The 12,336-nt window shown below is 71.3% G+C and carries 10 protein-coding genes; 8 read left to right on the forward strand and 2 right to left on the reverse strand.

From position 1 onward, the window contains the following. Positions 1 to 101: 101 nt before the first annotated feature. Positions 102 to 1,931: a bifunctional metallophosphatase/5'-nucleotidase gene (locus ABZO31_RS15390; protein ID WP_406861791.1), complete on the reverse strand. Its 1,830-nt coding sequence runs from the start codon at positions 1,929 to 1,931 to the stop codon at positions 102 to 104. Positions 1,932 to 2,105: 174 nt separating this feature from the next. Here ABZO31_RS15390 and mshD point away from each other — a divergent pair, with 174 nt between their 5' ends. The 7 genes from mshD (at position 2,106) to ABZO31_RS15425 (ending at position 9,262) form a co-directional block, all read left to right on the forward strand. Then, a complete protein-coding gene (gene mshD / locus ABZO31_RS15395; RefSeq protein WP_406861792.1) occupies positions 2,106 to 3,032 on the forward strand; it encodes a mycothiol synthase in 927 nt (308 codons plus the stop codon). Positions 3,033 to 3,166: 134 nt separating this feature from the next. Next, positions 3,167 to 3,559: a GntR family transcriptional regulator gene (locus ABZO31_RS15400; protein ID WP_406865363.1), complete on the forward strand. Its 393-nt coding sequence runs from the start codon at positions 3,167 to 3,169 to the stop codon at positions 3,557 to 3,559. Then, a complete protein-coding gene (locus tag ABZO31_RS15405; protein WP_406861793.1) occupies positions 3,556 to 4,392 on the forward strand; it encodes an ABC transporter ATP-binding protein in 837 nt (278 codons plus the stop codon). The genes ABZO31_RS15400 and ABZO31_RS15405 overlap by 4 nt, the downstream gene beginning before the upstream one ends. Then, on the forward strand, positions 4,389 to 5,357 hold the full coding sequence (locus tag ABZO31_RS15410; RefSeq protein WP_406861794.1) for a hypothetical protein: 969 nt from the start codon (positions 4,389 to 4,391) through the stop codon (positions 5,355 to 5,357). The genes ABZO31_RS15405 and ABZO31_RS15410 overlap by 4 nt, the downstream gene beginning before the upstream one ends. A gap of 221 nt (positions 5,358 to 5,578) precedes the next feature. After that, positions 5,579 to 7,828: an RNA degradosome polyphosphate kinase gene (locus ABZO31_RS15415; RefSeq protein ID WP_406861795.1), complete on the forward strand. Its 2,250-nt coding sequence runs from the start codon at positions 5,579 to 5,581 to the stop codon at positions 7,826 to 7,828. Beyond that, positions 7,815 to 8,825 carry a CHAD domain-containing protein gene (locus ABZO31_RS15420; RefSeq protein WP_406861796.1) on the forward strand — a complete coding sequence of 337 codons (1,011 nt, stop codon included), beginning with the start codon at positions 7,815 to 7,817 and terminating at the stop codon, positions 8,823 to 8,825. Before ABZO31_RS15415 ends, ABZO31_RS15420 begins: the two co-directional genes overlap by 14 nt. Beyond that, the gene (locus ABZO31_RS15425) at positions 8,822 to 9,262 is read left to right on the forward strand and encodes an NUDIX hydrolase (RefSeq protein WP_406861797.1); all 441 of its coding nucleotides are present in this window, start codon (positions 8,822 to 8,824) and stop codon (positions 9,260 to 9,262) included. Before ABZO31_RS15420 ends, ABZO31_RS15425 begins: the two co-directional genes overlap by 4 nt. Here ABZO31_RS15425 and ABZO31_RS15430 read toward each other — a convergent pair. After that, positions 9,219 to 10,865: a recombinase family protein gene (locus ABZO31_RS15430; RefSeq protein ID WP_406861798.1), complete on the reverse strand. Its 1,647-nt coding sequence runs from the start codon at positions 10,863 to 10,865 to the stop codon at positions 9,219 to 9,221. The genes ABZO31_RS15425 and ABZO31_RS15430 overlap by 44 nt on opposite strands. Before the next feature lie 288 nt (positions 10,866 to 11,153). Here ABZO31_RS15430 and pstS point away from each other — a divergent pair, with 288 nt between their 5' ends. Next, complete coding sequence (pstS, locus tag ABZO31_RS15435) at positions 11,154 to 12,290, forward strand: phosphate ABC transporter substrate-binding protein PstS (RefSeq protein WP_406861799.1); 1,137 nt, start codon at positions 11,154 to 11,156, stop codon at positions 12,288 to 12,290. Positions 12,291 to 12,336 lie beyond the last annotated feature (46 nt).

Raw genomic sequence — 12,336 nt, forward strand, 5'->3', positions numbered from 1 at the left:
ATGACGCGTACGCGACAACCACAACAGGGCCGTGCACGCGAAAGGGCGGCGGACCGGTCGCACCGGCCGCCGCCCCCTTCGTACGAGGCGCTACCTCAGGGTCACTTGACGAGCGTGATCCGGCCCAGCGCCGGCGGCGCCAGCGGGGCGCTCGCCGAGGAGTGGGCGCCCAGGTAGGCGGTGAACATGTCCAGGTCGGACGCGCCGACCAGCTTGTTCTTGTGCTCCTTCAGGACGGCGAAGCCGTCGCCGCCACCGGCCAGGAACTCGTTCATGGCGACCCGGTAGGTCTTGGCGGGGTCGATCGCCTCGCCGTTCAGCCGCACCGAGTCGACCACGATCCGGTCCGCGCCGGTCTTGGTCGTGTCCAGGGTGTACGTGAAGCCCTTCGAGACCTGAAGGATCTTCGGGGAGGCCAGGTTCGGGCCGCTGACCTGCTGCTGCAGCGTGGTGATCAGCTGGGCGCCGGTCAGGTCGACCGCCGTCATCATGTTGGTGAACGGCTGGACGGTGTACGCCTCGCCGTAGGTCACCACGCCGTCGCCCTCGCCGCCGGACTGCGCGTGGGTCAGGGGCGCGCGGATGCCGCCCGGGTTCATCAGCGCGAGCTGCGCGCCGCCCTTGTCGGCCGGGGCCATGCCCTCCAGCTGCGCGTCGGCGATCAGGTTGCCGAGCGGCTTCTCGCTGGTGGCGAACGGGTCCTTGGGATCGGTGAGCGGGTTCTCGATGCTCGCCGAGATGTGACCCACCGGGCGGTTCGCGATCGGCGCGGCCAGCGTCTTGAAGCGGCCGATCAGGTCGGTCATGTCCTTCGCCGGCTTCACGTCACGGGTGACGACGTGGTTCGCGGAGGCGACGGCGGTGCGGACGATGTCCTTCGAACGACGGTCGTAGGTCAGCGTCGTGTCGGTGTACAGCCGGCCGAACGAGGCCGCCGAGGTGACCGTGCGCGGCTTGCCGGACGGGTCCGGGATGGTGCACGCGTACGCCTGGTGGGTGTGACCGGTGACCAGGGCGTCGACCTGCGGGGTGACGTTCTTGGCGATGTCGACGATCGGGCCGGAGATACCGGCGCCCGCGCCCGGGGTGTCGCAGTCGTAGTTGTACGCGCCCGAGGCGGGCATGCCGCCCTCGTGGAGCAGCGCGACGATCGACTTCACGCCCTTGCGCTCCAGCACCTTGGCGTACTTGTTGATCGTCTCGACCTCGTCGCCGAACTTCAGGCCCTTGATGCCCTCGGCCGACACGATGTCGGCCGTGCCCTCCAGGGTGACGCCGATGAAACCGACCTTGACGCCGTCGCGCTCCCACACGAAGTACGGGTCGAGCATCGGCCGGCCGGTCTTCTCGTCCGTCACGTTGGCCGCGAGGTACGGGAACTTCGCACCCCGGAAGGTCGTGCCCTCCTCGAAGCAGCCCTCGACCGGGTGACAGCCGCCGTTCTGCATCCGGGCGAGCTCACGCGCGCCCTCGTCGAACTCGTGGTTGCCGACGGAGCTGACGTCGAGCTTCAGCTTGTTCAGCGCCTCGATGGTCGGCTCGTCGTGGAAGAGCCCGGAGACCATCGGCGAGGCGCCGATCATGTCGCCCGCGGCGGCGGTGACGGAGTACGGGTTGCCCTTGCGGGCGTTCCGCAGATGCGTGGCGAGGTACTCGACGCCGCCGACGCCCTCGACGGTCTCGGTGCCGCCGTCCGGCTTCAGCCGCGTGAGGCGGCCCGACGAGCCGGTCGGCGGCTCCAGGTTGCCGTGCAGGTCGTTGAAGGACAGCAGCTGGACGTCGACGTACCGCCCCTGGCCGTAGCCGCCCCCGCCCTTGCTGTCGGAGGCCCCGGCGGGCAGCGCCGCCACCAGGGCGCCGACCGTGGCGATCCCCGCGCCGGCGGCGAGTATCCGCCGTACGGCTCTGTTCTTCTTCCGTGTCGTAGACATGTCTCCCCTTTAGGCCCCCGCGCCCCTTGTGCGGCGTCGCTTGACTCTCGGCCCAGCGATGCAGCCTAGAGTCAACGCGCGTAGCGCAACAGGGGTCGGCGGGTTACAAGCGGGTTGACTCTTGCCACACCGACTTCGCCGACTTGCCGAGCCCGCCGCCGTAGGCTCGTACTCATGACGATTGATTCGACGCCGGCCCTGGAGCCCGGACGGCAGATCCGCACCTACGACGAGCTCTCCCCCGAGCAGATCGACCAGGTCCTCGAACTGCTCGCGGAGGCCGACCGCGTCGACGGGGTCCACGCCATCTCCGAGCAGGGCCGGCTGTATCTACGGCACGGCAGCCGCGAGGGCATCAGCCACCTGCTGCTCACCGTCGGCACCGAACTGCGCGGCTACGCCCAGCTGGAGGACACCGACCCGATCGAGGCCCCGGCCGCCGAGCTCGTCGTGCACCCCGCCCACCGCGGGCGCGGGCACGGCCGGGCGCTCGGCAGCGCGCTACTCGGCGCCTCCGGCAAGCGGCTGCGGGTCTGGGCGCACGGCGGAAAGGCGGCCGCCCGCCATCTCGCGCAGGTGCTGGGGCTGACGCTGTTCCGCGAACTGCGGCAGATGCGGCGCCCGTTGACCCCGCTCGCCATCCCCGAGCCGACGCTGCCCCCGGGCGTCACGGTCCGCACCTTCGTCCCCGGCCAGGACGACGCGGCCTGGCTCGCGGTCAACGCGGCGGCCTTCTCCCACCACCCCGAGCAGGGCTCGCTCACCCAGCGGGACCTGGACGACCGGACGGCCGAGCCGTGGTTCGACCCGAAGGGCTTCTTCCTCGCGGAGAAGGACGGCCGGCTCGTCGGCTTCCACTGGACGAAGGTGCACGCGGAGGAGCAGCTCGGCGAGGTGTACGTGGTCGGCATCCTGCCGGACGCGCAGGGTGGCGGGCTCGGCAAGGCGCTCACCGCGATCGGGCTGCGTCACCTGGCGGCGCAGCAGCTGCCGACGGCGATGCTGTACGTGGACGGGGACAACACGGCGGCGGTGCGGGTGTACGAGGGGCTGGGCTTCGCGACGCACGAGGTGGACCTGATGTACCGCACGGAGTCGTGAGGCGCACCGCACGGGTCGTGAGGCGCCGGACGGAGCCGTGACGAACCGCGGCCGCGAAGGGGGCGGTTGACACCGCCCCCTTCTTTCCACCACCCTTTCACTATTCGAATAGTGAAAGGGTGGTGGAAGAGGGCATGGTCGAGTACCGCATCGACCGGCGCAGCGGCGTCGCCACCTACCTCCAGATCGTCCAGCAGACCAAACAGGCCCTCCGCATGGGCCTGTTGGAGCCGGGCGACCGGCTGCCCACCGCGCGCGAGGTCGTCGAGGCGACGGCCATCAACCCGAACACGGTGCTCAAGGCGTACCGCGAGCTCGAACGCGAGGGCCTGGTCGAGGCCCGCCGCGGCCTCGGCACCTTCGTGCGCGCCACGCTCGGCACCACCACCCCCGCCGACTCGCCCCTACGGGCCGAGCTGGAGGAGTGGGCGCGCCGGGCCGGGGCGGCCGGACTGGAGCGGGAGGACGTGGCCGCGCTCTTCACTTCCGTACTGGACCAGCACTTCAAGGGGGACGACCAGTCATGACCGCACCGGTCATCGAGGCCGAGGGCCTCGGACTGCGCTACAACCGGCGCCGGGGGTGGGCGCTGCAGGACTGCGGCTTCGCGCTGCCGGCCGGGCGGATCTGCGCCCTCGTCGGGCACAACGGGGCCGGCAAGTCGACACTGCTCGCCCTCGCGGCGGGACTGCTGCGGCCCACCGAGGGCCGGATCACCGCACCCGCGCGGGAACGGCTCGCGTACGTCGCCCAGGACAAGCCGCTGTACGGGCAGCTCACGGTGGACGAGACGCTGCGCATGGGCGCGGAGCTGAACCCGGGCCGCTGGGACGCCGCGCTCGCCGCGCGCCTCGTGGCGAGCGGCCCGCTCCCCGGCGACGCGAAGGTCCGCTCGCTCTCCGGCGGCCAGCGCACCCGCCTCGCCCTGGCCCTCGCACTCGGCAAGCGGCCCGAACTCCTGCTCCTCGACGAGCCGATGGCCGACCTGGACCCCCTGGCGCGGCGCGAGCTGATGGGCGCGCTGATGGCGGACGCGGCGGAGCACGGCACGAGCGTGGTGATGTCCTCGCACATCCTCACCGAGCTGGAGGGCGCCTGCGACCACCTCCTCCTCGTCCACGGGGGCCGGGTCCGCCTGGAGGGCCCGATCGACGAGCTGCTCGCCGCGCACACGCTGCTGACGGGCCCGGTGGCGGACCTGTCCCCGCACACGGTGGTCTCGTCGAGCACGACAGGCCGTCAGCTCACCGCCCTGATACGCCACGAGGGCCCGGTCGAGGGCCCCTGGGAGGCCACGGAACCCACCCTGGAAGACCTTCTCCTAGCCCACCTCCGCACCCCCGAAGGAGCCCCCGCATGAGCCTCATGACGCTGAAGGGCCCGTACTGGGTGACGGTGCGGCAGCACCGCAAGGCGCTGTGGGTGGCGCTGGCGCTGGGCGTGGTGGCGGTGACGGCACTGGTCGGCTCGTGGCTCTGGTCGGGCCACACGGCCGATGTCCTGCGCGCGACCGGCTGCACCGTCGGCAGCCTGGATCCGAACTGCTTTCAGCCGGCCCGCGAGTACTCCGACGACCAGTGGGCCGCCCGGCACCTCGTCGAGTACGCCGCCCTCGGCATGCTCGTCCTGCCCGCCCTGTTCGGCGCGTTCGTCGCCGGCCCGATGCTGGCACGGGAGATGGAGTCCGGGACGTACAAACTGGCATGGACCCAGGGCGTGCACCCGGCGCGCTGGCTCGCGGCCAAGCTGGCCGTGCCGGCCGCGTTCGTCGTCGTGGGTGTGCCGCTGCTCAGCCTGGCCTTCTACTGGGCCTGGACGACCGGCCCCGCGCACGACTACCCCACGTACTGGTACGAGCCGACCATGTACGTCTCGCACGGCGTCGTACCGCTGGCACACACCTTGCTCGGCCTCGCCGTCGGCGCGGTCGTCGGGCTCCTCGTACGGCGCACGGTCGTGACGATGAGCGTCACGGTGCTGATCACAGGCACCGCGCTGGCGGTGCTGGCCTGGGTACGCCCCGGCCTGTGGCCGGTCAGGACGCTCACCGGGAACGAGCTGCCGGAGGGGGTCTCCAGCTCCTGGCTGGTGGACAGCGGCATGGTCACCGCCGCCGGCGACCGCATCCGCTCCGGCGACTGCTTCGCCACCCCTGGGAACCCGCGCGGGTGCATGACGGCCCGCGGCGGCGTCAGCGACTACATCGACATCCACCCCGCCTCCCACTTCTGGCCCCTCCAGCTCGTCGAATCCGGCATCTGTATCGTCGTCGCCGGGCTCGCGACCTACGCCGCCTTCCGGCTCCTCCGCCGCCGGCACGCCTGACGGCCGCACCCCCCGCAGCGGGGTCGCAGGGGGCCCCGCGGCCCCCTACGGCCCCGCACCCGGTCGCCCGCACGACATCCCCGCGTCACCCCCCATTCAGACGCGCTTGCGACGCTCACTCAATGAAGCCCGCCGTGCCCGCCCTCCCCCCGGGGAGACTCCCTCCCATCACGGCCCGCTCCGACGCGCCCGTTCACCCCTTCGCGCGGAAGAATGGGGCCATGAGCCAGCAGCCCGCCGAGGTCCCGGTCCAGTCCTCCGCCCAGCCGACCGCCCAGCCGTCGATCGGTTCCATAGCCGCACACCGCCCGCACGCCGTGAATCACAACGGCCCGGTGTCCGACCTGGAGCCCGATCTGGACGCCGACCTCGACGTGTACGAGGAGAACGGCGACACCGACGGCGCGGAACTGCCCCAGGGCCGCTTCCTCGACCGCGAACGCAGCTGGCTCGCGTTCAACGAGCGCGTGCTCGAACTCGCCGAGGACCCGAACACGCCCCTCCTCGAACGGGCGAACTTCCTCGCCATCTTCGCGTCCAACCTGGACGAGTTCTTCATGGTCCGCGTCGCCGGGCTCAAGCGCCGCATCGCCACCGGCGTCGCCACCCGCTCCGCCTCCGGCCTGCAGCCCCGCGAGGTCCTCGACCTGATCTGGACCCGGTCCCGCGAGCTCATGGCCCGGCACGCCGCCTGCTACCAGCAGGACGTCGCCCCGGCGCTCGCCGACGAGGGCATCCACCTGATCCGCTGGCCCGAGCTCACCGAGAAGGAGCAGGCCCGGCTGTTCACCCTGTTCCGGCAGCAGATCTTCCCGGTCCTCACCCCCCTCGCCGTCGACCCCGCGCACCCCTTCCCGTACATCTCCGGCCTCTCCCTCAACCTGGCCGTCGTCGTGCGCAACCCGGTCAGCGGCCACCGCCACTTCGCCCGCGTCAAGGTCCCGCCGCTGCTGACCCGCTTCCTGGAGGCCAGCCCGCAGCGCTACGTCCCCCTCGAGGACGTCATCGCCGCGCACCTGGAGGAGCTGTTCCCCGGCATGGAGGTGCTGGCGCACCACATGTTCCGGGTGACCCGCAACGAGGACCTCGAGGTCGAGGAGGACGACGCCGAGAACCTGCTCCAGGCCCTGGAGAAGGAGCTGCTGCGCCGCCGCTTCGGCCCGCCGGTCCGCCTCGAGGTCGAGGAGTCCATCGACCCGTACGTGCTCGACCTGCTGGTCCGCGAGCTGAAGATCTCCGAGTCCGAGGTCTACCCGCTGCCCGGCCCGCTGGACCTCACCGGCCTGTTCGGCATCGCCTCGCAGGACCGGCCGGAGCTGAAGTACCCGAAGTTCGTCGCCGGCACCCACCGCGACCTCGCCGAGGTCGAGTCCGCGTCCGCGCCGGACATCTTCGCCGCGCTGCGCGAGCGGGACGTGCTGCTCCACCACCCGTACGACAGCTTCTCCACCTCCGTCCAGGCGTTCCTGGAGCAGGCGGCGGCCGACCCGGACGTGCTCGCGATCAAGCAGACGCTGTACCGGACCTCCGGCAAGTCCCCCATAGTCGACGCGCTCATCGACGCCGCCGAGTCCGGCAAGCAGGTGCTGGTCCTCGTCGAGATCAAGGCGCGCTTCGACGAGCAGGCCAACATCAAGTGGGCCCGCAAGCTGGAGGAGGCCGGCTGCCACGTCGTGTACGGCCTGGTCGGCCTGAAGACCCACTGCAAGCTGTCGCTCGTCGTCCGCCAGGAGGGCGAGACGCTGCGCCGCTACTCGCACGTCGGCACCGGCAACTACCACCCGAAGACCGCCCGGCTGTACGAGGACCTCGGCGTGCTCACCGCCGACCCGCAGGTCGGCGCGGACCTGTCCGACCTGTTCAACCGGCTCTCCGGCTACTCCCGCCGGGAGACCTACCGCCGGCTGCTCACCGCCCCCAAGTCCCTGCGGGACGGCCTGATCCAGCGGATCAACAAGGAGGTCGCCCACCACCGCGCCGGGCGCCCCGCCTACGTCCGGATCAAGGTCAACTCGATGGTCGACGAGGCGATCATCGACGCCTGCTACCGGGCCTCGCAGGCCGGCGTCCCCGTCGACGTCTGGGTCCGCGGCATCTGCGCGGTGCGCCCCGGCGTCACCGGCCTCTCGGAGAACATCCGGGTCCGCTCGATCCTCGGCCGCTTCCTGGAGCACTCCCGGATCTTCGCCTTCGGCAACGGCGGCGAGCCCGAGGTGTGGATCGGCAGCGCCGACATGATGCACCGCAACCTGGACCGCCGCATCGAGGCCCTGGTCCGGGTCTCCGACCCGGCCCACCGGGCCGCGCTCTCCCGGCTCCTCGAGACCGGGATGTCCGACACCACCTCCTCCTGGCACCTCGGTCCGGACGGGAACTGGACGCGGCACGCGACCGACCCCGACGGCCAGCCGCTCAGGCACGTCCAGGAGATGCTCATCGACGCGCGGAGGCGCCGGCGTGCACAACCCTGAACAGCCGACGGCCGGGGAGCCCACGGCCGGAGACGTCCTGGCGCCCTACCTGCACGCCCGGGCCGGTGACTTCCTGCGCAGCCTGCGGCTGCACGCGGAGAGCGGCGCCGACACGGCCGGCGCCGAGGAGGCCGCCCGCGCGCTGCGCGGCGCGGCCCGCCGGATCAGCGGCACCCTGCACACCTTCCGGGTGCTGCTCGAACCCGGCTGGGCCGACGAGCTGCGCACCGAGCTGGCCTGGCTGTCCGGAACGCTGGCCCTGGAGCACGCCTGCACCTCCCGGCTCGTCCGGCTGGTGGACGCGCTGTCCCGCCTGTCGGGCGCCGGCCACGGCACCGGGACCGTCGTGCCGGTCGCGCGCGCCGCGGAGGGCGGCGCGCACGGCCTGACCGTCGGCGCGGCCCGTGCCGGGGCGCTCCTGGAGCGGCAGCTCACCCTGGCCCGGACCCGGGCGCACTCGGCGGCGCTGCAGGCGCTGGGCTCGTCCCGGTTCCACGCGGTCGCCGACGCCGTGGCGCTGCTGGCCTCCGAGGTGCCGCTGGGACCGGCCGGCGCGGCCCCCGCCGCCGAGGTCCTGGAGGCCCCCGCCGAGGTCGTCGAGCGCCGGCTGCTCGACGCGGTCGCCGCCCTGCCGCTGGCCCGCGCGGCGCACCCGTACAACGCGGAGGCCCTGGAGCTCACCGCCGGCGAGACGCAGGACGCGCCCTGGCACCGGGCCCGCCAGCTGCTGCGGCTGCACCGGTACGCGCAGGAGGCGCTGCGCGGGGACCACGGCCGCCCCGACCCGGTCCTGTTCGACGCGGGCCGCGCCCTGGACCGGCACCGGGACGCCGCCGAGGCCGCCGCCGCGGCCGCCACGGCGGCCCGCACCCCGCGCATCGCCCCGGCCACCGCGTACGCCCTCGGCGTCCTCCACGCCGACCAGCGGCACGAGGTGGAAGCGGCCCGCTTCGCCTTCCAGCAGACCTGGCAGCGAACGGCGACCCCCGTCTCATGACCACCACCCCCACCCCGATCCTGGCCGCCGGCTGCGTGCTGTGGCGGCGCTCGCCGGCGGGTGATGGCATCCAGCTCGCCCTGGTCTTCCGCCCGAAGTGGGGCGACTGGTCCCACCCGAAGGGCAAGCTGAAGCGGGGGGAGAGCATGCGCGACTGCGCCCGCCGGGAGGTGCGTGAGGAGACCGGTATGACGTGCACGCTGGGCATGGAGCTGCCCACCGTGCACTACGAGGTGGCGGGTCACCCGAAGCAGGTCCGCTACTGGGCGGCCGAGGCCATCGACGGCTCGTTCGAGCCGAGCCGGGAGGTGAGCCGGATGCTCTGGCTGCCCCCGGACGCCGCACGGTCCCGCCTGACCCGGGAAAGGGACAAGGAACTCGTCGACGCTCTGCTCACCGCCTGGGGGAATCGGGCTCCCGACGCCAGACAGGTCTGAGCAGAGTCGGATCGAACGGAGCTTTGTCACTGACCCCCTTGGGCACGGGCAGAACGAGCACCGATCCCAGGACCCGGGCAATCACCTCACGCCTCTCGCTCAGCCCCATCCCGTCCCACTTCTCACGGCTCCACCCGCTCAGCAGATTGCGACGCGCCTCTGCCTCAAGGTGATCCCGTCTCTCCGTCTCGAGACTCTCGACGTTCCGGTTCACGCGCGCGAGGAGCTCACGGACGTCGCCCCAGGCCGTCTCCCCTTCGACGACCGACAGCTCGATCGCTCGTCGCTGCGCACGCAGCGCCGTGAGCTTCTTCTCGCCCCGCCACGCGACCGCCGATGTCGCGGCATCGGCGAAATACTCGTCGAGACGGGCGAGGATCAGACTCTCCAGGTATCGGTCCACTGGCTCCACTCGCCGACCGATGCCCTTGCAGTTGGCGTCTCCGCACCTGTAGTAGTCGCCGTATTTGGCGTTCCTGCCGGTCGCCTTGTTACCGCTGAGCTTCGCCCGGCAGATCTCACCGAAGTCGTTGAGCCGCCCGCATCGCAGAACGCCGGCGAAGAGATACGTCCGTCGCTGTCCGGCCCGCGCGGGCCGACTCTGATGCCCGTCTCGTCGCATGCCTCGGTGCAGGCGGGCCGCGCTCACACCCGTCATGATGTTCTTCCAGGTCTGAAACCCGATTCCGTCGAGCGCTTCGTCGGCATGGTCCCATTCCCCGATCACGGGTTCACCGCTCTCGGGGTCCGACACCAGTACGCCGTCGAGAACGCGACCACCCCACCAGGCCGGATTGGTGACAAGCCCTTTCACTCCCTGCTCCGACCAGCGCCCTCCACGCGCCGTCTCCACGCCTCGCCGGTTCAGATCGCCCGCGATCGCGCGCCATGACGTTCCCGCGCTGCGCGCGTTGACCATGGCGACCAGGTGCGGCCATTCCTTGTCGTTCCTGTGCTGGTTGCCGAGCCGGTAGGGGTCGTGAGAGGCGCCCAGCCAGCCGAATCTGCGCGGCCCCGCGAAGACCCGGCCTTCCTCCGCCCGATCGGCGCGGCTCCTCGCCGTACGCGTGCGCACACGGTCCACCTCCTCCATCCCCAGCGTCAGGCCGTCGTCACGCGCGATGTCCAGGACGGTTTCGCCCTCGATGAAGAATCCGTCACCGGCCCCGATCAGAGCGTCCTGAAAAGCGACGAAGTCGCGGGGAAGGCGGTAGACCCGTTCACGCTCGACGCTGACGCACCCGCGCACGGGAATCCCCGACTCCCGCTCGTGACCGTGGACGATGTCCTGGCACATCCGACGGAAAGCCGGGCGCGCGACCTCGGGCTTCGCGGCACTCAGATTGTTGTCCTCGTAGTGGAGCACCACGGCACAGCCATGCCGTTCCGCGCTTCTGGCGTTGTTCCTGTGCTGGCGCGCGATGCCTATCGAGTCACCGTTCAGCCGGTCGGCGGAAACCCGGGCGTAGGAGATCAACGGCGTCCGGCCCCCCAGCCAGCCCTCCAGCGCGCCACCCCCGTCGAGCCATGTCCTCAGCTCTGGGGCGACATAGCAGCGCGAGAATGTCCTCGACGGTCGTTGCACATCGCGTGTGTCGATCACGCCCTCACTCCTCGTGCACCGTCGGGGTGACCGAATAACGAGCGGTACCACCGGAAGGGCACGCCACACTCCTGAGCCAAGGGGGGCCAGGTTTCCCGCACCCGGCCTTTCGGCACGGTTCACCTGTCGTTCACTCTCCTCCGTCGACGGCTTCACCTGTTCTGCCTAATTTCGGCCGTACAAGGTGCACGGCACTGCGACGTGACACCGACCCCGACACACGCCGCCGTAGAACAGCCTGGACAGCAAGGTCAAGGCGGGCGGGCTTCTGGAAGGAACACCCGAAAAGTGAAGCTTTCGCGCAAGAACGGGCTTCGCGCCTCCGCGATCGGTGCCCTCGTCGTCTCCGGCGCCCTGGTCCTGTCGGCGTGTGGTTCGGACGACAACACCGGCGGCGCCAACGGCGGCGACAAGAAGACGACCGCTGCGTCGAACATCAAGTGCGACGGCGCCAAGGGCCAGCTGCTGGCCGCCGGCTCCTCCGCCCAGAAGAACGCCATGGACCTGTGGGTCAAGAACTTCCAGGCGGCCTGTGAGGGCGTCGAGGTCAACTACCAGCCCATCGGCTCCGGCGGTGGCATCACCAAGTTCAACCAGGGCCAGGTCGCCTTCGCGGGCTCCGACTCCGCCCTGAAGGACGAAGAGGTCGCCGAGTCCCAGAAGATCTGCAAGGGCGGCAAGGGCGTCAACCTGCCGATGGTCGGCGGCCCGATCGCCGTCGGCTACAAGCTGGACGGCGTGGACAACCTCGTCCTGGACGCCTCCACCCTCGCCAAGATCTTCGACAACAAGATCACCAAGTGGAACGACCCGGCGATCGCCAAGCTGAACCCGGGCGCCAAGCTGCCGGCCTCCACCATCCAGGCCTTCCACCGCTCCGACGAGTCGGGCACCACCCAGAACCTGGGCAAGTACCTCTCGACCGCCGCCGCGGCCGACTGGAAGCACGACCCGAAGTCGAAGTCGTGGCCCGCCCAGGGCGGCCAGGCCGCCAACGGCTCCTCCGGCGTCGCCACCGGCGTCAAGGGCACCGAGGGCTCCATCGGCTACTTCGAGCTCTCCTACGCGACCGCCAGCAGCATCTCCACGGTCAAGCTGAACACCGGTGCGGCCGCCCCGGTCGAGGCCACCCCGGAGAACGCCTCCAAGGCCATCGCCGCCGCCAAGGTCAAGGGCACCGGCTCCGACATGGCCCTGTCCCTCGACTACGCCACCAAGGCCGAGGGCGCCTACCCGCTGATGCTCGTCACCTACGAGATCGCCTGCGACAAGGGCAACAAGGCGGAGACCCTGCCGACCCTGAAGGCCTTCCTCAACTACACCGTCAGCGACGAGGGCCAGAAGGTCCTCGCCGAGGCCGGCTACGCCCCGCTCCCGGCCGAGATCGCGGCCAAGGTCCGCGCGATCGTCCCGACCCTGTCCTGACCCCCGACCGGGACCGGCCCGTCCAGCACCCCTGACGGGCCGGCCC

Source organism: Streptomyces solicamelliae (assembly GCF_045348655.1).
Taxonomy (GTDB): domain Bacteria; phylum Actinomycetota; class Actinomycetes; order Streptomycetales; family Streptomycetaceae; genus Streptomyces; species Streptomyces solicamelliae.

Coding starts and splice junctions, on each gene's coding strand:
- ABZO31_RS15405 (WP_406861793.1), top strand. CDS start 3,556: ATGACCGCACCGGTCATCGAGGCCGAGGGCCTCGGACTGCGCTACAAC.
- ABZO31_RS15390 (WP_406861791.1), bottom strand. CDS start 1,931: ATGTCTACGACACGGAAGAAGAACAGAGCCGTACGGCGGATACTCGCC.
- ABZO31_RS15425 (WP_406861797.1), top strand. CDS start 8,822: ATGACCACCACCCCCACCCCGATCCTGGCCGCCGGCTGCGTGCTGTGG.
- ABZO31_RS15400 (WP_406865363.1), top strand. CDS start 3,167: ATGGTCGAGTACCGCATCGACCGGCGCAGCGGCGTCGCCACCTACCTC.
- ABZO31_RS15410 (WP_406861794.1), top strand. CDS start 4,389: ATGAGCCTCATGACGCTGAAGGGCCCGTACTGGGTGACGGTGCGGCAG.
- ABZO31_RS15415 (WP_406861795.1), top strand. CDS start 5,579: ATGAGCCAGCAGCCCGCCGAGGTCCCGGTCCAGTCCTCCGCCCAGCCG.
- mshD (WP_406861792.1), top strand. CDS start 2,106: ATGACGATTGATTCGACGCCGGCCCTGGAGCCCGGACGGCAGATCCGC.